Consider the following 18035-nt stretch of genomic DNA (forward strand, 5'->3'; position numbering starts at 1 on the left):
CCATGGATGTCGAACTGCGCGGCCTGACCAAGCGCTTCGGGTCTGTCGTCGCAAACGATCACGTGGACCTGCAGATCCGCGCCGGAGAGGTGCTTGGTCTGCTGGGTGAAAACGGCGCCGGCAAATCCACCATGATGAACATGCTCTCGGGGCTCTATTCGCCCGACGAGGGCGAGATCCTGATCGACGGCAAGCCGGTGAAATTCGAAGGCCCCGGCGACGGGATCGAAGCCGGGATCGGCATGGTGCACCAGCACTTCATGCTCGTGCCGGTGATGACCGTGGCCGAGAACGTCGTGCTGGGGGTCGAACCCACCGGCCGCTTCGGCCATCTCGACATCAAGAAGGCCCGCGCCCAGGTCGAGGAAATCAACCAGAAGTACCGGCTCCACGTGCCGCCGGACGAACTGATCGAGGAACTCCCCGTCGGCATCCAGCAGCGGGTCGAGATCCTCAAGGTGCTGTTCCGCTCGGCCGACGTGCTGATCCTGGACGAACCCACCGCCGTGCTTACGCCCCAGGAGGTGCACGAGTTCTTCGGGATCGTGGACACGCTCAAGAAGGCGGGGAAGGCCATCGTCTTCATCACCCACAAGCTGCACGAAGTGCTCGAGATCTCTGACCGGATCAGCGTGCTGCGCCAGGGCCGGATCACCGGCGAAGGCGACCCCAAGACGCTGACCGAGGCGGACCTGGCCGAGATGATGGTGGGCCGCCCGGTGAGCTTCACCACCGCGAAGGAGCCCGCCAAGCCCGGGCGCACCATGCTCGAGATGTCCGACGTGACGATGCTCGACGAAGCCGACGAGATGTTGCTCGACCACGTGTCGCTCACCGTCCGCTCGGGCGAGGTCGTGGGCGTCGCGGGCGTGCAGGGCAACGGCCAGACCGAGCTGGTCGAGGCGATCACGGGGCTGGAACGCGTGGCCTCGGGCAAGATCGTCTTCGACGGCGACGACATCACCACGGCTTCCGTGCGTGAGCGCCACAAGATGGGCATGGCCCACATCCCCGAGGACCGGCACAAGTCCGGGATGGTGGACAGCTTCACCGTGGCCGAGAACATGGTGCTCAACAGCTATTACTCGCCCTACTATTCCAAGGGCTGGGCGATCGACTGGCAGAAGGTCAACGAGACCGCCGCGCGCTACTGCGTCGAATTCGACGTGCGGACGCCCAGCGTCTTCCTGCCGGGCGGCGCGCTGTCCGGCGGCAACCAGCAGAAGATGGTCGTCGCGCGCGAGCTTGAGCGCGAAACCAAGCTCGTGGTCGCTTCGCAGCCCACGCGCGGGGTCGACGTCGGCTCGATCGAATATATCCACGAACGGCTGATCGCGAGCCGGGACGAGGGCGATGGCGTGCTGATCGTGTCCTCGGAACTCGACGAGATCATGGGCCTCTCGGACCGCATCTACGTGATGTACGACGGCAAGATCGTCGCCGAATTCGACAATACGGGCGGCAAGGCCGACCGCAACGCCGTGGGTCTGGCGATGGCCGGCGCCCATGAAGGAGAGGCCGCATGACGGACAAGCGACCCGATCTGAAGGACGTGAACGAACGGATGCGCGGGCTCCTGGCCCGCACCACGCATGGCCGCGACGATTTCGAAGACCTGGTGATCGTGCCCGTCTTCGCCGTCATCGTGGCGCTGATCTTCGGCGCGCTGATCATGCTGGCCACCGCCGTCGACCTGCCCACCATCGGGCGCAGCTTCGTTGCGCTCGCCGTGGGCTCGGTCGGTTCGCTTTCGGCCTGGTCCGAAACGCTCACCGCTTCGATTCCGCTGGTGCTGGCGGGGCTGGGCCTCGGGCTCGGGTTCCGGGCCGGCCTGTTCAACATCGGCGCCGAGGGGCAGCTCCTCATGGGCGGGCTCGCCGCCGTCGTGGCGGGCTTCTCGCTCGATTTCCTGCCGATGGTGCTGCACCTGCCGCTGACGCTCCTGGTCGGCGCGCTGGTGGGTGCGCTCTACGCGGCCATCGCGGGGTTCCTGAAGGCCACGACCGGCGCGCACGAGGTCATCTCGACCATCATGCTCAACCTGATCTCGTTCCGGCTGCTCGACTGGTTCCTGCGCCAACCCTTCATCCAGCGCGAGGGGCGCTCGGACCCGATCTCCAAGGACGTGCCGCCAAGCGCGGAACTGCCGCGCATCCTCGATTTCATCGACGTTAACCTGCGTCTCCACGCGGGCATCTTCGTGATGCTGGCCGCGGTCGCGCTGGTCTACTGGATGCTGTTTCGCTCCAAGATCGGCTTCGCCTTCCGCGCCTCCGGCGAGAACCCGGACGCGGCGAACTACGCCGGCATGAAAGCCGCCTTCATCATCGTGCTCGCGATGGGCACCGCGGGTGCGCTCGCCGGTCTTGCCGGTGCGACGCAGGTGCAGGGCGTCCTCGGCCGCGCCTCGCCGGGCTTCTCCGCCGGGATCGGCTTCGACGCCATCGCGGTCGCGCTCCTCGGGCGTTCGCATCCCGTGGGCATCCTGTTCGCCGGTATCCTCTTCGGCGCGCTCGAAGCGGGCGGCCGCCAGATGCAGGTGGACGCCGGCGTGTCGATCGACCTGATCGGCATCATCCAGGCATTGATCATCATCTTCATCGCCGCGCCGCTCCTGGTGCGGTCGATCTTCCCGTGGGGCTTTCGCAAGCGGCGCAAAGGGGGCGAGGCATGACTGACGCGACGACGACCGGGGCCACCGCCCGCGAAGAGAAACTCGCAAGCGCCAATTCCCGCCGCGCGCGCATCATGGGCGGGGTGCTGATCGCGCTGGCGCTGCTGGTGCTGTTCACGCTCGACGTGGCGCCCGGTGAAAGCGCCACCTTCCGCCTGACGACGCCGCGCGACGCGGTGCAGATCGGGGACCTCGTGGTGCCGGGCGGGCCGTTCAACATGATCGCCGCCGCGCTGCTCGCCTTCCTCGGCGTGCGCCAGTTCCTGCGGGGTGGCGCGCGCTGGACCAACATCTCGCTCGGCATCGGGCTCGCCATCCTCGTCATGGCCTTCCTCGTCTGGGCGACCGCGGGCAAGTCCTTCTCTCTCACCGGCATGCTGCAGGCCACGATGGTGCGCGCCGTGCCCATCGCGCTGGGCGGTCTCGCGGGTGTGCTGTCCGAGCGCGTCGCGGTCGTGAACATCGCGATCGAGGGGATGCTGCTCGCCGGCGCCTTCACCGGCGCGCTGGTCGGCTCACTGCTCGGCGGCTGGGTCGGCATGTTCGCTGCCATCGCCGTGGGCGGCTGCTTCGGCCTGCTCCTGGCCGCGCTCGTCGTGACCTACCGCATGGACCAGATCATCGCGGGGGTGGTGATCAACCTATTCGTGCTGGGCGTGACATCCTATGTCTCGTCGCAGGTGTTCGCCGAGTACCGCCACCTCAACAACGCGCCCACCTTCCGGTCGTTCAAGATCCCGATCCTGGGCGACATCCCGGTGATCGGCCCGATGCTGTTCAATCAGAACCTGTTCGTCTACGGGGCGCTGATCCTGGTGGCGGTCTCGACCTACTACCTGTTCCACACCAAGAACGGGCTGCGCGCCCGCGCCGTGGGCGAACACCCGCGCGCGGCCGACACGCTGGGCATCGACGTCTACAAGACGCGCTACTTCCACGTGACGCTGGCGGGCATGGTCGCGGGCTTCGGCGGCGCCTGGTTCACGCTGGGTTCGGTCGGCCGCTTCGACGAGAACATGACCAACGGGCGCGGCTACATCGGCCTCGCGGCGATGATCTTCGGCCGCTGGCACCCGGTGGGCGCGCTCTCGGCCGCGCTGGTGTTTGGCTTCGCGGATTCGATCCAGCAGAAGCTCGCGCTGCTCAACACGCCGATCCCGTCGGAGTTCCTGTCGATGGCCCCCTACATTGCCACGATCATCGTCGTGGCCGGCCTGATCGGGCGCTCCAAGCCGCCGGCGGCCAACGGCACGCCCTACACGAAGGAATGAGGGGCCGGGACGCGCGGGAAAGCGTCCCGGCGCTGACAGTGACAACTGAAGTAAGGTGTTGCGTGACCGTGGATCAGAAGACTCGTGAGCCGGCACCGGGACGTCCCCGCGTCGCGATCGCACGGGTGAACCACTCGATGCCGCGCGACACGCGATACCCTGCTATCATAGGTTGTGGCGAAACGGGAGTGAAATGGTGGAAAACCACCATGCTTCCGGTTTTATTATTATATTTCAGATACATATTTAATGTGCGCCCGGGAGAGCCCGCATGACCACGGACGACCGCGCACTCCTCGCCGACCTGTTCGATGCCGCCATCCGGGCTGCCGATCCGGCCCGCGCGCTGGCCCCGCACTTGCCGTCCGTGCCCCACGGGCGGACGGTGGTGATCGGGGCCGGGAAGGGCGCCGCGCAGCTTGCGCGCGCCTTCGAGGACGCCTGGCCCGCGCCCTGCGAGGGCGTCGTGGTCACCCGCTACGGCTACGGCGCGCGGACGCGCCAGATCCGCGTTCTCGAGGCCGCCCACCCGGTTCCCGATGCGGCCGGGGCGGAAGGTTGCCGCGCCCTGTTCGACGCGGTCGCGGACCTGACGGAGGACGATCTCGTCGTGGCGCTGATCACCGGCGGCGGCTCCGCCCTGCTGCCCGCCCCGCCCGAGGGTTTCACGCTCGAGGACGAACAGGCGCTGAACGCCGCGCTCCTGTCCTCCGGTGCACCGATCTCGGCGATGAACGCGATCCGCAAGCACTTCTCCGGCTCCAAGGGCGGGCGCCTGGCGGCCGCGGCCCATCCCGCGCGCGTCGTGTCGCTCATCGTCTCCGACGTGCCCGGCGACGACCCGGCGCAGGTCGCCTCGGGCCCGACGGTGCCCGACCGCACCAACGCGGAGGCCGCACGCGCGGCCATCCGCACCTACGGGATCGAACTCCCCGAACGGCTCACCGACCATATCGCCACCTGCCGCGCCCCCGATCCGGACGACCCGGTGTTCGCACGCAACGAGGTCCGCGTGATCGCCTCCGCGGCCAAGTCGTTGGAAGCCGCCGCCCGGCTCGCTGCGCAACGGGGCCTCAAGGCGCATATCCTGTCCGACGCGATCGAGGGCGAGGCGCGCGAGGTCGCCCGGGTCCACGCCGCCATTGCCCGCGAATGCGCCGCCCGCGGCCGCCCCTTCGCTCCGCCCGCGCTGATCCTGTCGGGGGGCGAGACCACGGTCACGCTGAAAGGGCAGGGGCGCGGCGGGCGCAACACCGAGTTCCTGCTCGCGCTCGCCCAGGATATCGACGGGACCCGGGGGATCACCGCGCTCGCCGCCGACACCGACGGGATCGACGGGAGCGAAGACAACGCGGGCGCCTTCGCCGACGGCACGACCGTCGGCCGCCTGCGCGCGGCGGGCCACGATCCCGCGGCGCTGCTCCAGAACAACGACGCCTACACGGCCTTCGAAGCGACGGGTGATCTTTTCAGCCCGGGACCCACGGGCACGAACGTGAACGACTTCCGCGCCATCCTCGTGCGTCCCGCGTCCTGACTTTCATCTTTCCATAAATACGCAAGCCGCGACCGCGCCACGCGCGCGGACCGCCCGTCCGTGGGCCCCGGCACCGCCAAGGCCGGCCAACCGCCGCGAGGCACCCCGAAAGAAAAAAGGGGCCGCGCGTCAGCGCGGCCCCCGGTCGTCCCGCGAAGCGGGGCGAAACCTCAGTCGAAGCTCTTCTCGATCGCGTCGAGCGTCTCCATCGCCGGCAGGACCTGGCCCACGGCGCCGTTGGGCTCGCGGCCTTCCTGGATCGCCGAGACGAACTCGCGGTCGATGAGCTCGATGCCGTTGTTCGACACGGCCACGCCCGACAGGTCGACCGGGTTCTCGTTCCCGTCGAACAGGTCGTCGTAGCGGGCGATGTAGGTGCCGTTGTCGCAGATGTAGCGGAAGAACGTCCCGAACGGCCCGTCGTTGTTGAACGACAGCGACAGGGTGCAGATCGCGCCCGAGGGCGTTTTCATGCCGATTGCCATGTCCATCGCGATGTCGAGATCCGGGTGCTTCGGACCCTGGAGACCGAAGCTCTTCGAGACGCTCTCACCGGTCTGGTACTGGAACAGGTCGACCGTGTGGCAGGCGTGGTGCCACAGCAGGTGATCGGTCCAGCTCCGGGGCTCGCCCTTGGCGTTGGTGTTGGTGCGGCGGAAGAAGTAGGTCTGAACGTCCATCTGCTGGACCTTCAGTTCGCCCGCATCGATCTTGTTCTTGATCCACTGGTGCGAGGGGTTGAAGCGGCGCACCTGGCCGGCCATCGCGACCAGCCCGGTTTCCTTCTGCTTCTCCACCACCGCGATCGAATCCTCGAGGCTGTCTGCCATCGGGATTTCGACCAGCACGTGCTTGCCCGCGTCCATGCAGGCGATCGCCTGCTCGGCGTGCATCTGGGTCGGCGTGGACAGGATGACCGCGTCCACGTCGTCGCGCGCCAGGCATTCGTCGAGCGAGGTGGCGTAGTGCCCCACGCCCCGCTCTTCGGCGAAGGCCTTGATCTTCTCTTCCGTCGGCCCCATCACCGAGGTCACTTCGACCTCGGGAATGTTGGCCAGCGCGTCCATATGCTTGATCCCGAAGGCGCCATAGGCGCCGGCGACACAAATGCGCATGATGTCCCCCTTAGGCGTGGTTTTCCAGAATGAGGTGGCCCACGGCGGTGTTCGACGCAGGCACGTGGTAATGCCGGTGCACTTCGGTCACCTTCTCGTCCAGCGCGCCGCGCATGACGAGCCACATGACCATCTCGATGCCTTCCGACCCGGTCTCGCGCAGGAATTCCACGTGGGAAATCTTGCGGGCCTTCTCCGGCTCGTTCACGAGGATGTCCATGAACTGCTGGTCCCAGGTCGCGTTGATCAGCCCGGCGCGTTCGGCCTGGAGCTGGTGCGACATGCCGCCGGTGCCGTAGATGTGGACGTTGATGTCCTCGTCCCAGCTGTCGACCGCGCGGCGGATCGCCTGACCCAGCGCGTAGCAGCGATTGGCGGTCGGGGCCGGGTACTGCACCACGTTCACGGCCAGCGGGATCACCAGCGTGCCCCAGTCGTCCTCGGGCGTCTTGTCGCCGAACATCACCGACAGCGGCACGGTCAGGCCGTGGTCCACGTCCATCTCGTTCATGATGGTGATGTCGAACTCGTCGAGCACGAGGCTCTGCGCGATGTGGCTCGCGAATTCCTGGTGGTTCTTGACGACCGGCACTGGGCGCGGACCCCAGCCTTCATCGGCCGGCGTGAACTCGGCCGCGCAGCCCAGGGCGAAGGTCGGGATGACGCTCGCGTCGAAGGCGGTGCAGTGGTCGTTGTAGACGAGGAAGACCACGTCCGGCTTGTTCTTCTTGTTCCACTCGCGCGAGTATTCGAAGCCTTCGAAGACCGGCTGCCAATACGGCTGGTCGGTGATGTGCTGGTCCATGGCCACGCCGATGGCGGGCACGTGGCTGCACGCGATGCCTGCTGTGATCTTGGCCATTACTTCTTCTCCCATTCGGATTTGTATCGGTTGCCTTCGGGCGAACGGCCGCCATCGACCATCATCTTGCGATAGTCTTCACGGCTCATGCCCGACATCATGGCGGCAAGGTCCTGGAAGACGATGCCGTCGAAAGCGCCGAGTTTGGATGTGTAGTAGATGTTGCCGCCCAGCTCGAGCAGACGGTTCCAGTCACGATCGCGGATCGCCTGTTTCTGCTCTTCCGTCATCTTGTACTTGGCCATGTGCGCTTCCGGGTCGTCCCGGAACGCCTGACGGCCTTCTTCCTTGCTGAGCGAGATACAGAACTGGTTGAGCCAGTAACCCTGGCGCGACCGGTCCGCATCGAAGACGAAGGTGCCCGGAATATCGTCGTATTCCTTTTCCTTCCTGGTCATGTGCTTTCCTCCAGTTTCGCGTTGCGCAGGGCTGCGATGATCGCGTCCGCCCTGTCATGATAAGTCTCCGGTCCCGGGGGAAGCCCCAGGGATCCCAACTCGTGTTGCCACTCCGTGGTCGCCGCCGCCATGCGCGCGGGCACTCCAAGGTCGGACACCGTGCGGGCCACTTCGCGCATCTCGGCGGCGCGCCGGAGCCCGTGGGTGGTCGTGCGTTCCATATTATAGGCCGCCTTCGCGCCCCAGTCCCAGCCCGGCATCGAGGCGTCGAGCGAGGCGATGACCTCGTCGTCGACACCGGCCTGCCGTGCGGCGAGCAGACATTCCAGCGTCAGCGCCTCGATCCCCTTGATCATCACGCTGCGCAGCATCTTGATCGACGAGGCGCGGCCGACCTCTCCCGCGACAACGCGCGCGTCCATCCCGAGAGTTCCCATAAGCTCGGCGGCCGCGGCCGCGTGCGGGCCGGAGAGAAGCATCGGCGCGCGGTGCAGCTTGGGGCGGATCGGCGACATGATCGCCGTGTCGACGTAGCGCAGGCCCGCCGCCTCGATCACCTGGGCCGAGGCGCGCTTGGTCTCCGGCGCGCAGGAATTGGCGTCGAGGTAGAGCGTGCCCGGCGCCATGACGGTCGCGGCCGCGCGGGCCGCGTCGTGGGCGCGGTCGGCGGTGACGACCGAGAAGACCGCGCGCGCCTCCGCGAGCGCAGCGCCGATCGTTTCGGCCCCGCGCACGTCGGCCGCGTCGTAGCGGTCCCACATCGCCGCGGCATCGGACGTGTCCGGGTTCGCGGTCTTGATGTCGTAGGCGGTGAGGATCAGCGTCGGATCGACGCTGCGCCAGCCCTCGGCCAGCGCATAGCCAGCCTCGCCGAAACCCAGAAGGGCCACGGCCGAGAGCGCCTCGGGGCGCGCGGAGGGGTTTTGATCCGTTCGCATGTATACATGCATCTAGGAATGACGTGGCGCGAAGGGAAATTCATTGCCCAGAAATGTTATTCAATTTGGGCATAGGGCTGTGTCGCGTCGCCGGTCGCGGCCTGCTCCAGCAACGTGATGAACCGCTCCTGTGTCGGGGTCGGAACCCAGCCCGCGCGCGTGGTCAGGCCGATCACCCGCGTGCTGTCGGGCAAGTCCACGTCGAGCAGGACCATGTCGCCGTGATGGATTTCGACGGCTGCCTGGTGGGGTGACAGGATCGTCAGGTAATCGCCACGCGCCAGCAGGCCGCGCACCAGCACCATCGACGAGGACACGATGCGCACCGGCGTCTGGTCGAGATCGCCGATGCCCAGCGCCCGGAACAGGTACGAGCCGCCCGGCGTCTCTTTCGGCGGCGCGATCCACGGGTAGTCCAGCGTGTCGGCCACGCTGAGCCCGCGCCGCCCCGCAAGCGGATGGTTGGGCCCGGCCACCACCGCGAGCCGGTCCTCGAAGAGCGGTGCCTGTTCCACGTCGTCCACGGGCAGCGGGTCGCGCAGCGCGCCGATCAGCACGTCGATCTCGCCGTAGCGCAGGCCGCGCAGAAGCTCGGCATAGGGCGCGTCGATGGTGCGGATCTGCACGCCCGAGGAGCCCGCCAGCAGCGCGTCGATCGCCTGCGGCAGGATGCGGGTGCGCGACAGCGGCATGGTGCCCACGGTGATGCGCGTGCTGTCGCGGCCGGCAAGGCGGGTGAGATCGTCGAGCCCCTGTTTGAGCTCTGCCTCGGCGAGCTTCACGGCGCGCGCGAAGGCTTCGGCCTGCGGCGTGAGCTCGATCCCGCGCCGGCCGGCCGAAAAGAGCGTCATGCCCGCCAGCCGCTCGAGGTCACGCGCGGCGCGGTGGATGGATGGCTGCGAAATGCCCAGCGTGCGCGCGGCGAGCGAGAAGTTCCCGGCCTCGCGGATCGCGATCAGCGCGCGCAGCTGGGCCGCCGTCACGCGCAGGTGGAAATCCGCGACCGGCTTGCCTTCGCGCCGGGCGATGCGCACCGCGATGGCCGCGCCGTGGGCGAGGTGGTCGAACATCCGGCGCACGCGGGTCAGGAGCGCGGCGCCTTCCTCGGTCGCGAACATGCCCTCGGGCCGGCGGTCGAGCAGCTTCACCCCGAGGCGCTTCTCGAGGCCGGAGATCGCCTGCGTCACGGCCGGCTGGCTCAGGTGAACCTTGTGCGCCGCGGCGGATATGCCGTGGGCATCGGCAACTTCCATGAAGGCACGCAGATGCCGAAGATTCGGGAATTCAACCGTCATTCCAGTGGTTTGCCCCTTTCTTCGAGCCGATGTCGTATATACGACTATAGCAAATATTTATGAAGTGAACGCGGGATTCAAATGGCGCTGGCCCCGGGCTTTGCACTACTCCGTGCGCGATGGCCCCCGGCATGCCGGGGCATGACACGCGACAGGATCCCTGGGAGAGAGCACGACATGACCGACAAGAAAACCGCCCTCGTCATTTCCGCCCACAGCGCGGACTTCGTCTGGCGCGCCGGCGGCGCGATCGCGAAACATGCCAAGCTGGGCTACGACGTCACCGTCGTCTGCCTGTCCTTCGGCGAGCGCGGCGAGTCCGCGAAGCTGTGGAAGCAGGACGGCATGACGATGGAGAAGGTCAAGACCGAGCGCCGCAAGGAGGCCGAGAACGCCGCCAGCGCGCTGGGCGTCTACGACATTCAATTCTTCGATATGGGCGACTATCCCCTCGAGTTCACCCGCGAGTACAAGGACCAGATGGTCGACGTGATCCGCAAGGTGCAGCCGAAGTTCATGTTCTCGCACTCCAAGTGGGACCCCTACAACACCGACCACATGAACACGACGCAGTTCGCGCTCGAGACGCGCATGATGGCGCAGGCCTGGGGTCACAACCCGGGCGAGAAGGTGCTGGGCGCGCCTCAGCTCTACCTCTTCGAGCCGCACCAGACCGAGCAGATGAACTGGAAGCCGAACATCTTCCTCGACATCTCGGACGTGTGGGACAAGAAATGGGCCGCGATCCAGTGCATGCAGGGCCAGGAGCACCTGTGGCACTTCTACGAGAACGTGGCCGAGAACCGCGGCAACCACTTCCGCCGCAACTCCGGCGGGCAGGCCGGCGGCAAGGCCGCGACCCACGCGGAAGGCTTCGAGGCCATCTTCCCGCGCACCGTCGACGAGCTGGACTGAGGGGAGGACGCATGACCTATCAACCCGGAACCACCGGCGTCGTCGTCCAGAACATCGAGCGCGCCGACCAGGCCGTGATCGACGGGCTCGCCGAATGCGGCGTGGCCACGGTGCACGAGGCGCAGGGCCGCAAGGGGCTCCTGAACAGCTACATGCGCCCGATCTATCCCGGCGCGCGTATCGCAGGCTCGGCGACCACGATCCTCGCGCCCCCGATGGACAACTGGATGATCCACGTGGCGATCGAGCAGCTGCAGCCCGGCGACGTGCTGCTCCTGGGCACGATCAGCCCGTCGGACGCGGGCTACTTCGGCGACCTCCTGGCGACGTCGGCGCAGGCGCGCGGTTGCCGGGGGCTGATCATCGACGCCGGCGTGCGCGACGTGAAGGACCTGACCGAGATGAACTTCCCGGTCTGGTCCAAGGCCATCGGCGCCCAGGGCACGATCAAGGAGACGCTGGGATCGGTGAACGTGCCGGTCGTCTGCGCCGACGAGCTGGTCAATCCCGGCGACGTGATCGTGGCCGACGACGACGGCGTGGTCTGCGTGCGGCGCGAGGAGGCCGCGGAGGTGCTCAGGAAGGCGCAGGACCGCGAGGCGAACGAGGCCGCCAAGCGCGCGAAGTTCGAGGCGGGCGAGCTGGGGCTCGACATCTACGGGATGCGGCCGCGGCTCGAGGAAAAGGGCCTGAAATACGTCTGAGGAATGTCGCCCCGGCTGCGCCGGGGCGACCCGCTGGAGGGGCGCTGCCCCTCCAGACCTCCCCGAAGTATTTCCGGAACGATGAAGGAGGATCGCCGTGAGTGACGGTGTACGCTGCATGTGGATGCGGGGCGGGACCTCGAAGGGCGGGTTTTTCCTGGCCGAGGATCTGCCCGATGACGAGGCGGCGCGGGATGCGTTTCTCCTGCGCGTGATGGGCAGCCCGGATGTCCGCCAGATCGACGGTATGGGCGGGACCGATCCGCTGACCTCGAAGGTGGCGGTCGTGAGGAAATCCGAGCGCGAGGGCGTGGACGTGGATTACCTCTTCTTGCAGGTCTTCGTCGATCAGCCCATCGTCACGGACAAGCAGAACTGCGGCAACATGCTGGCCGGTGTCGGCCCCTTCGCGATCGAGCGCGGGCTGATCCCCGCCACCGGCGACGAGACCAAGGTGTCGATCTACATGGAGAACACCGGGCAGGTGGCCGTGGCGGACGTGAAGACGCCGGGCGGTGTGGTGAGCTACGCCGGTGCGGCGGCCATCGACGGGGTGCCGGGGACGGCCGCGCCGATCCCGCTCGAGTTCAAGGACACCGCCGGGTCCTCCTGCGGCGCGCTGCTGCCCACCGGGAACGTGGTCGACACGGTCGAGGGCGTCGAGGTCACGATGATCGACAACGGGATGCCCGTGGTCGTGATGCGGGGCGCCGATCTTGGCATCACCGGGGACGAGACGCCGGAAGCGCTCGAAGCCGACGAGACGCTGCGCGCCAAGCTGGAGGCGATCCGGCTGGCCTGCGGGCCGATGATGAACCTGGGCGACGTGACCGAGAAATCGGTGCCCAAGATGACGATGGTCACGGCGCCCAAGGCGGGCGGTGCGGTGAACACGCGCACCTTCATCCCGCATCGCTGCCACAAGACGATCGGCGTGCTGGGCGCGGTGAGCGTGGCGACGGCCTGCCTGCTCGAAGGAAGCCCCGCGAACGCGCTGGCCGAGACCGGGGAGGGCGCCGAGAGGAGCCTTTCCATCGAACATCCCACGGGCGAGATGACCGTGATCGCGAAACTGGACGAGGCGGGGACCCCCGTTTCGGCCGCCATCCTGCGCACCGCGCGCAAGCTGATGGACGGCGAAGTGTTTGGAGATTGAGATGACCGACGACGTGCAAGTGAAAGACCCCGACTGGCTGGATTTCCACCCGAACCCGAAGAAGCCGGACTTCACGCTTCCCGAGGGCGCGGTGGACGCGCATTGCCACGTGTTCGGGCCGAGCCCCGAGTTTCCCTTCGCGCCCGAGCGCAAGTACACGCCCTGCAACGCGGGCAAGGACAAGCTGTTCGAGCTGCGCGATTACCTGGGCTTCACGCGCAACGTGATCGTGCAGGCGACCTGCCACGGCAAGGACAACCGGGCGATGGCCGATGCCTGCCGGGCGGCCGGGGACCTGGCGCGGGGCGTGGCGAGCGTGCGCCACGACATCACGCGCGAGGAGCTTGCCGAACTCGACGCGGCCGGGGTGCGCGGGGTGCGTTTCAACTTCGTCAAACGCCTGGTCGACGCGACGCCGCGCGAGCATTTCATGGAAGTGGCCGAGCGCATCCAGGAATTCGGCTGGTCGATCGTGGTCTATTTCGAGGCGGCCGACCTGGAAGAGCTGGAGCCCTTCCTCGAAAGCCTGCCGGGGATCATCGTGGTCGACCACATGGGGCGCCCCGACGTGGAGAAGGGCGTGGATCACCCCGACTTCCAGCGTTTCCTCGACCTGATGGCGCGCAACGACAACATCTGGTCGAAAGTGACCTGCCCCGAACGGCTGTCCGTGCAGGGGCCGCCGGTTTACGACGACGTGGTGCCCTTCGCGCGCGCCGTCGTGGAGCGGTTCCCCGACCGGGTGCTCTGGGGCACGGACTGGCCGCACCCGAACATGAAAAGCCACATGCCCGACGACGGCAACCTGGTGGATTTCATTCCCCGGATCGCGCCGACCGAGGAGGCGCAGCGCAAGCTCCTTGTCGACAACCCGATGCGGCTCTACTGGGCGCGCTGAGCGGGGGCGCGCGCGCGGCCAAGTCGCCGCCATGTATGCATTTAGCGGTAGGATGTTGGCCGGGCACCGGAAGCGGTGACCCGGCCAAATCTTGTCTCGCGGGGTCGCGGCGCCCGTTTGGGTCAGGCCATGAAGGCTATGGCCCATAAGATTTTCGTTTTTTCCATTCAATGACCGTCTTTGGCGCCGTGACTTGATTCAGGTCAAATGTATGCATCCGGCGACGTGGCACACAGGCTCAGATCATACGAAGGAGGAACGGCCATGCATGATATGCCGGGCTACGACTATCACATCGACATTCCGGGCACGACGATCTTCGACGGCAAGATGGCCATGAAGGGCTATGCGCTGAACAAGATGTGCTACGGCTTCAACAAGGCCGAGAACCGCGAAGCCTTCAAGGCGGACGAGGAAGGCTGGATGGAGAAATACGGTCTGACCGAGGCGCAGAAGGAAGCGATCCGCAAGCGCGACGTGCTGGGCCTGATCGCAGAAGGCGGCAACATCTATTACCTCGCGAAGTTCGCCGGGATCTTCGGGCTTTCGGTGCAGGACGTGGGCGGCCTGCAGACCGGCAAGACCACCGAGGAATTCAAGGCATACCTGGCGAGCCAGGCGTAAGGGAGGACATCCACATGGCAACAATTCTTGGCGGGATCACCACGTCCCACATTCCGGCGGTCGGCAACGCGATCCAGAAGGAACTCTACGACGATCCCTACTGGAAGCCCTTCTTCGACGGCTATCCGAAGGTTCACGAGTGGATCCGGGAGCACAAGCCGGACTACTGCATCAACATCTACAACGACCACGGGCTCGGTTTCTTCCTCGACCGGATGCCGACCTTCGCGATCGGTTGCGCGAACGAGTATCGCAACGAGGACGAGGGCTGGGGCCTGCCCGCGCTCGATCCGTTCCCCGGCGCGCCGGAGCTGAGCTGGCACATCGCCGAGTCGATGGTCGCGGATCATTTCGACCTGACAACCTGCCAGGAGCTGGCGGTGGATCACGGCTTCGTCGTGCCCATGCAGCTCTTCTGGCCCGGTGCGCCGCACCACCCGGACATGCCGAAGACGGTTCCGATTTCGGCCAACACCGTGCAGCACCCGATCCCGACGCTGGCGCGGGCGCTGGACTTCGGCAAGGCGTTGGGCCGCGCGCTGCGCTCCTTCCCGGAAGATGCGAAGATCGTGATCCTGGGGACCGGCGGGCTAAGCCACCAGCTCGACGGGGAGCGCGCGGGCTTCATCAACAAGGAGTTCGACCAGTACTGCCTCGAGAACATCGTCTCCAATCCGGAAGAGCTGACCAAGATCTCCCGGATGGAGCTGGTCGAGAAGGCGGGCGCGCAGGGCACCGAGTTCCTGATGTGGATGATGATGCGCGGTGCGCTGGGCGACGACGTGACCGAGATCACGCGCAACTACCATATCCCGATCTCGAACACGGCCGCGGGCACGCTGCTGCTGGAATGCGCGGCGTGACGAGAAGGGGGAAGGCGGCTGCGCCGCCTCCGGAGGGCCGGCCCTCCGGACCTCCCGAGGTATTTACGAAACAGAGAAGGGGACGCGGGGAAAACTCGCGTCCCTTCTTTCATGCCGCGGCGTGGGGGCGCAGCCGGCGCAGGTCGTCGATGAAGCGGGCCTCTTCCTCGGCTTTGCGGACCGGGTCGGGCAGGCGCAGGATGAAGCTCGGGTGGATCGTGACGAAGAGCGGTGCGCCGTCGCAGGTTTCCTCGAACCGGCCGCGGCGACCGAGAAGGTTGCGGCGGTCGCCCGTGAGGCTTTCGAGCGCGGTGGCGCCAAGGGCCACCACGACGTCCGGGCGCACCCGTTCGCGTTCGAGGTCGAGCCACCAGCGACAATGGGCGATCTCCCCGGCGTTCGGCGCCTGGCGAAGCCGGCGCTTGCCGCGCGGGGTGAATTTGAAATGTTTCACAGCATTGGTGACATAGGCCGTGTCGCGCGCGATCCCCGCGGTGGCGAGCGCGCGGTCGAAAAGTTGGCCTGCCGGTCCCACGAAGGGGCGGCCTTCGAGGTCTTCGCGGTCGCCCGGCTGTCCGCCCACGAACATGAGGGGCGCGCCCACCGGCCCCTCGCCGGGGACGGCCTGGGTGGCGTTGGCGTGGAGCGGGCAGTGGGTGCAGGCGTCGAGGGCGGCATGGATGCGATCCTGCGAGGCGGTGAGCGCCTCCTGCGCCCGGGCCACGCGGGCGGCCACCTTGCCGGCGCGGGGCGGGGCGAGGGTTGGCGCGGCCTCCGCCATCTCGCGGGCGCGGGACTGGGCGGTGGCGATGAGGTCGGGGATCAGCGCCGCCTCCGGCATGTTGTGCCAGTATTTGCGGGGCATTTCCGCCTGCATGGCCTTGGGCTTCAGTCGCGCCGGGTTGAAGATCGAGCGGAAATAGGTGCGCCAGAGGTCTTCGGCGGCGTCCTCGGGCAGATCGGGGCGCGGGGCCGGGTCGGTGTAGGTGAGGTCTCCGTCCTCGAAATGCGCCGTCATGTCGGGCGTGAAGATCGACCAGTCCATGTCGCCGAAACGCTTGGCGAAAAAGGGGGCGGCCAGTTCCAGGATCGGGTGCGAGGGTTCGAACCAGGCGGCGAAACGGCAGCGCGGCCCTTCGGCGCCCAGGTCGCGGAAGCGCACGAAGGCATGCATCTTGTGGCGGTCGCGCCCGACCTCTTTCGCGAGCCGGTTCAGCTGCGCCACGCGCGTGTCGCCCCGGTCGTCCAGCAGGCGGCGGTCGGTGTCCACCGCACAGAGAAGCGCGTAGAGCCGGGTGAAGCGTTCCGGGTCGCCATGATGGATGGCAAGGCGCGCGAGGGCGACGAAATCCTTCGGGACCGTGATGCGCGGGACGGTGCGCGGGGGCGGGGCGGCCTGGGCGAAAAGGTCATCTTCGGACCCGCCGCGATGCCACAGGATGTTCTCCGGCCGCATGCCCTCGGCCAGGAAGGCGCGGGCATGGTCGCGCCAGGCTTCGTACGTGCCGATCCGGGGGAGCGTCACACGCAGCATCAGAAGAGCGACAGCTGCTCTGGCTGCGGCGCGAAGCGGGCCTCGAGGTCGGCCGCGTCGAGGTTCCGGGGCCGCCAGTCCAGCGCGGTGAGGAAGGGGCGCGCGTTCTTCAGGTTCGCGCCCATGCGCACGAGATCCTCGTAGCGCAGCGTGCGATGGCGGCGCGCCTTCAGGATGCGTCCCACCGTCCGGGTCCCGATGCCGGGCACACGCAGCAGCGTTTCGCGGTCGGCCCGGTTGATATCGACCGGAAAGAGGTGGCGGTTGGCGAGCGCCCAGGCGAGCTTCGGGTCCTTGCCCAGATCGAGGTTGCCGTCCGGGCGGTTCGCGGTGATCTCGCCCACGTCGAAGCCGTAGAAACGCATCAGCCAGTCGGCCTGGTAGAGCCGGTGTTCGCGCAGGAGCGGCGGCTGCACCAGCGGCAGGGCGGCCGAGCTGTCGGGGATCGGCGAGAAGGCGGAGTAGTAGACGCGCTTGAGCTTGTAGCTGGAATAGAGCCGGGTGGAGCTTTTCAGGATCGTGGCGTCGTTGGCCCCGTCCGCGCCCACGATCATCTGCGTCGACTGCCCGGCTGGGGCGAAGCGCGGCGCGCGGCGGCCGGTGTGTGTCTTGTCGCCTGCCGCCTCCTTGCGCAGGCGCACGTCGGCCATCGCCTTGCGGATGCGGGCGGGGGATTTCTCGGGCGCGTAGGACCTGACCGCGGCGTCGGTGGGCAGTTCCACGTTGATCGACAGCCGATCGGCGTAACGCCCCGCCTCGTCGAGAAGCTCGGGGGAGGCGTCGGGGATGGTCTTGAGGTGGATGTAGCCGCGGAAGCCGTGTTCCTCCCGCAGCATGCGGGCGATCCGGACCATGTCGGCCATCGTGTCGTCCGGCGTGCGGATGATGCCGGAGGAGAGGAACAGCCCCTCGATGTAGTTGCGGCGATAGAATTCGAGCGTGAGGGTCACGACCTCTTCCGGCGTGAAGCGCGCGCGGGTGACGTTCGAGGACACCCGGTTCACGCAATAGGCGCAGTCGTAGATGCAGAAGTTCGTCATCAGGATCTTGAGCAGGCTGATGCAGCGCCCGTCCGGGGCGTAGGCGTGGCAGATGCCCGAGCCGGTGGTCGACCCAATCCCGGTGCCGTCGCGGGAGTCGCGTCTCTGCCCGCCGCTCGAAGCGCAGGAGGCGTCGTATTTCGCGGCGTCCGAGAGGATCGCGAGCTTCTGGTCGAGGGTGAGCCGTGCCATCTGTTCACCCTATGTTCGC

General features: G+C 67.2%; 17 protein-coding genes. 10 read left to right on the forward strand and 7 right to left on the reverse strand.

Going from position 1 to position 18035, the window contains the following annotated elements; genetic code table 11:
* Nucleotides 1-2 precede the first annotated feature (2 nt).
* The 4 genes from GQE99_RS06120 to GQE99_RS06135 all read left to right on the forward strand — a co-directional run bounded on the left by GQE99_RS06120 (nucleotide 3) and on the right by GQE99_RS06135 (nucleotide 5482).
* Nucleotides 3-1526, forward strand: coding sequence for an ABC transporter ATP-binding protein (locus tag GQE99_RS06120; protein ID WP_161350701.1), 1524 nt, complete (start codon nucleotides 3-5; stop codon nucleotides 1524-1526).
* Nucleotides 1523-2674, forward strand: a complete 1152-nt coding sequence (locus tag GQE99_RS06125; RefSeq protein ID WP_161350702.1) for an ABC transporter permease — start codon at nucleotides 1523-1525, stop codon at nucleotides 2672-2674. The genes GQE99_RS06120 and GQE99_RS06125 overlap by 4 nt, the downstream gene beginning before the upstream one ends.
* Complete coding sequence (locus GQE99_RS06130; protein ID WP_161350703.1) at nucleotides 2671-3945, forward strand: ABC transporter permease; 1275 nt, start codon at nucleotides 2671-2673, stop codon at nucleotides 3943-3945. The genes GQE99_RS06125 and GQE99_RS06130 overlap by 4 nt, the downstream gene beginning before the upstream one ends.
* Nucleotides 3946-4216: 271 nt before the next feature.
* Entirely contained in the window at nucleotides 4217-5482 is a 1266-nt protein-coding gene (locus GQE99_RS06135) for a glycerate kinase type-2 family protein (RefSeq protein ID WP_161350704.1), read from the forward strand.
* 170 nt (nucleotides 5483-5652) lie between these two features.
* On the opposite strand, the gene GQE99_RS06140 is transcribed toward GQE99_RS06135, so the two are convergent.
* Genes GQE99_RS06140 through GQE99_RS06160 form a run of 5 tightly spaced genes read right to left on the reverse strand, consistent with a single transcriptional unit; the run spans nucleotide 5653 to nucleotide 10090 of the window.
* Nucleotides 5653-6597: a Gfo/Idh/MocA family oxidoreductase gene (locus GQE99_RS06140; RefSeq protein WP_161350705.1), complete on the reverse strand. Its 945-nt coding sequence runs from the start codon at nucleotides 6595-6597 to the stop codon at nucleotides 5653-5655.
* 10 nt (nucleotides 6598-6607) lie between these two features.
* On the reverse strand, nucleotides 6608-7459 hold the full coding sequence (locus GQE99_RS06145; protein WP_161350706.1) for a class III extradiol dioxygenase subunit beta: 852 nt from the start codon (nucleotides 7457-7459) through the stop codon (nucleotides 6608-6610).
* On the reverse strand, nucleotides 7459-7857 hold the full coding sequence (ligA, locus tag GQE99_RS06150; RefSeq protein WP_161350707.1) for a protocatechuate 4,5-dioxygenase subunit alpha: 399 nt from the start codon (nucleotides 7855-7857) through the stop codon (nucleotides 7459-7461). Before ligA ends, GQE99_RS06145 begins: the two co-directional genes overlap by 1 nt.
* Nucleotides 7854-8795, reverse strand: a complete 942-nt coding sequence (locus GQE99_RS06155) for an NAD(P)-dependent oxidoreductase (protein WP_161350708.1) — start codon at nucleotides 8793-8795, stop codon at nucleotides 7854-7856. Before GQE99_RS06155 ends, ligA begins: the two co-directional genes overlap by 4 nt.
* Before the next feature lie 56 nt (nucleotides 8796-8851).
* Nucleotides 8852-10090, reverse strand: coding sequence for a LysR family transcriptional regulator (locus GQE99_RS06160; protein ID WP_161350709.1), 1239 nt, complete (start codon nucleotides 10088-10090; stop codon nucleotides 8852-8854).
* A gap of 177 nt (nucleotides 10091-10267) precedes the next feature.
* On the opposite strand from GQE99_RS06160, the gene GQE99_RS06165 reads away from it, so the two are divergent.
* The 6 genes from GQE99_RS06165 to GQE99_RS06190 all read left to right on the forward strand — a co-directional run bounded on the left by GQE99_RS06165 (nucleotide 10268) and on the right by GQE99_RS06190 (nucleotide 15250).
* Nucleotides 10268-11005 (forward strand): PIG-L deacetylase family protein, encoded by a 738-nt coding sequence (locus GQE99_RS06165; protein ID WP_161350710.1) that lies wholly within the window; start codon nucleotides 10268-10270, stop codon nucleotides 11003-11005.
* An 11-nt stretch (nucleotides 11006-11016) separates the two neighbouring features.
* Nucleotides 11017-11709, forward strand: a complete 693-nt coding sequence (gene ligK / locus GQE99_RS06170; protein WP_161350711.1) for a 4-carboxy-4-hydroxy-2-oxoadipate aldolase/oxaloacetate decarboxylase — start codon at nucleotides 11017-11019, stop codon at nucleotides 11707-11709.
* Between the two features lie 97 nt (nucleotides 11710-11806).
* On the forward strand, nucleotides 11807-12865 hold the full coding sequence (locus GQE99_RS06175; protein WP_328794058.1) for a 4-oxalomesaconate tautomerase: 1059 nt from the start codon (nucleotides 11807-11809) through the stop codon (nucleotides 12863-12865).
* A gap of 1 nt (nucleotide 12866) precedes the next feature.
* Entirely contained in the window at nucleotides 12867-13763 is an 897-nt protein-coding gene (locus tag GQE99_RS06180) for an amidohydrolase family protein (protein ID WP_161350712.1), read from the forward strand.
* 264 nt (nucleotides 13764-14027) lie between these two features.
* Nucleotides 14028-14387 (forward strand): protocatechuate 4,5-dioxygenase subunit alpha, encoded by a 360-nt coding sequence (locus GQE99_RS06185; protein WP_161350713.1) that lies wholly within the window; start codon nucleotides 14028-14030, stop codon nucleotides 14385-14387.
* A 14-nt stretch (nucleotides 14388-14401) separates the two neighbouring features.
* Entirely contained in the window at nucleotides 14402-15250 is an 849-nt protein-coding gene (locus GQE99_RS06190; protein WP_161350714.1) for a class III extradiol dioxygenase family protein, read from the forward strand.
* 109 nt (nucleotides 15251-15359) lie between these two features.
* On the opposite strand, the gene GQE99_RS06195 is transcribed toward GQE99_RS06190, so the two are convergent.
* Nucleotides 15360-16784 carry a UdgX family uracil-DNA binding protein gene (locus GQE99_RS06195; protein ID WP_161350715.1) on the reverse strand — a complete coding sequence of 475 codons (1425 nt, stop codon included), beginning with the start codon at nucleotides 16782-16784 and terminating at the stop codon, nucleotides 15360-15362.
* Nucleotides 16784-18016, reverse strand: a complete 1233-nt coding sequence (locus tag GQE99_RS06200) for a putative DNA modification/repair radical SAM protein (RefSeq protein ID WP_161350716.1) — start codon at nucleotides 18014-18016, stop codon at nucleotides 16784-16786. The genes GQE99_RS06195 and GQE99_RS06200 overlap by 1 nt, the downstream gene beginning before the upstream one ends.
* Nucleotides 18017-18035: the final 19 nt, after the last annotated feature.

The sequence above is a fragment of the Maritimibacter harenae genome (assembly GCF_009882975.1).
In the GTDB taxonomy this organism is placed as follows: Bacteria; Pseudomonadota; Alphaproteobacteria; order Rhodobacterales; family Rhodobacteraceae; genus Maritimibacter; species Maritimibacter harenae.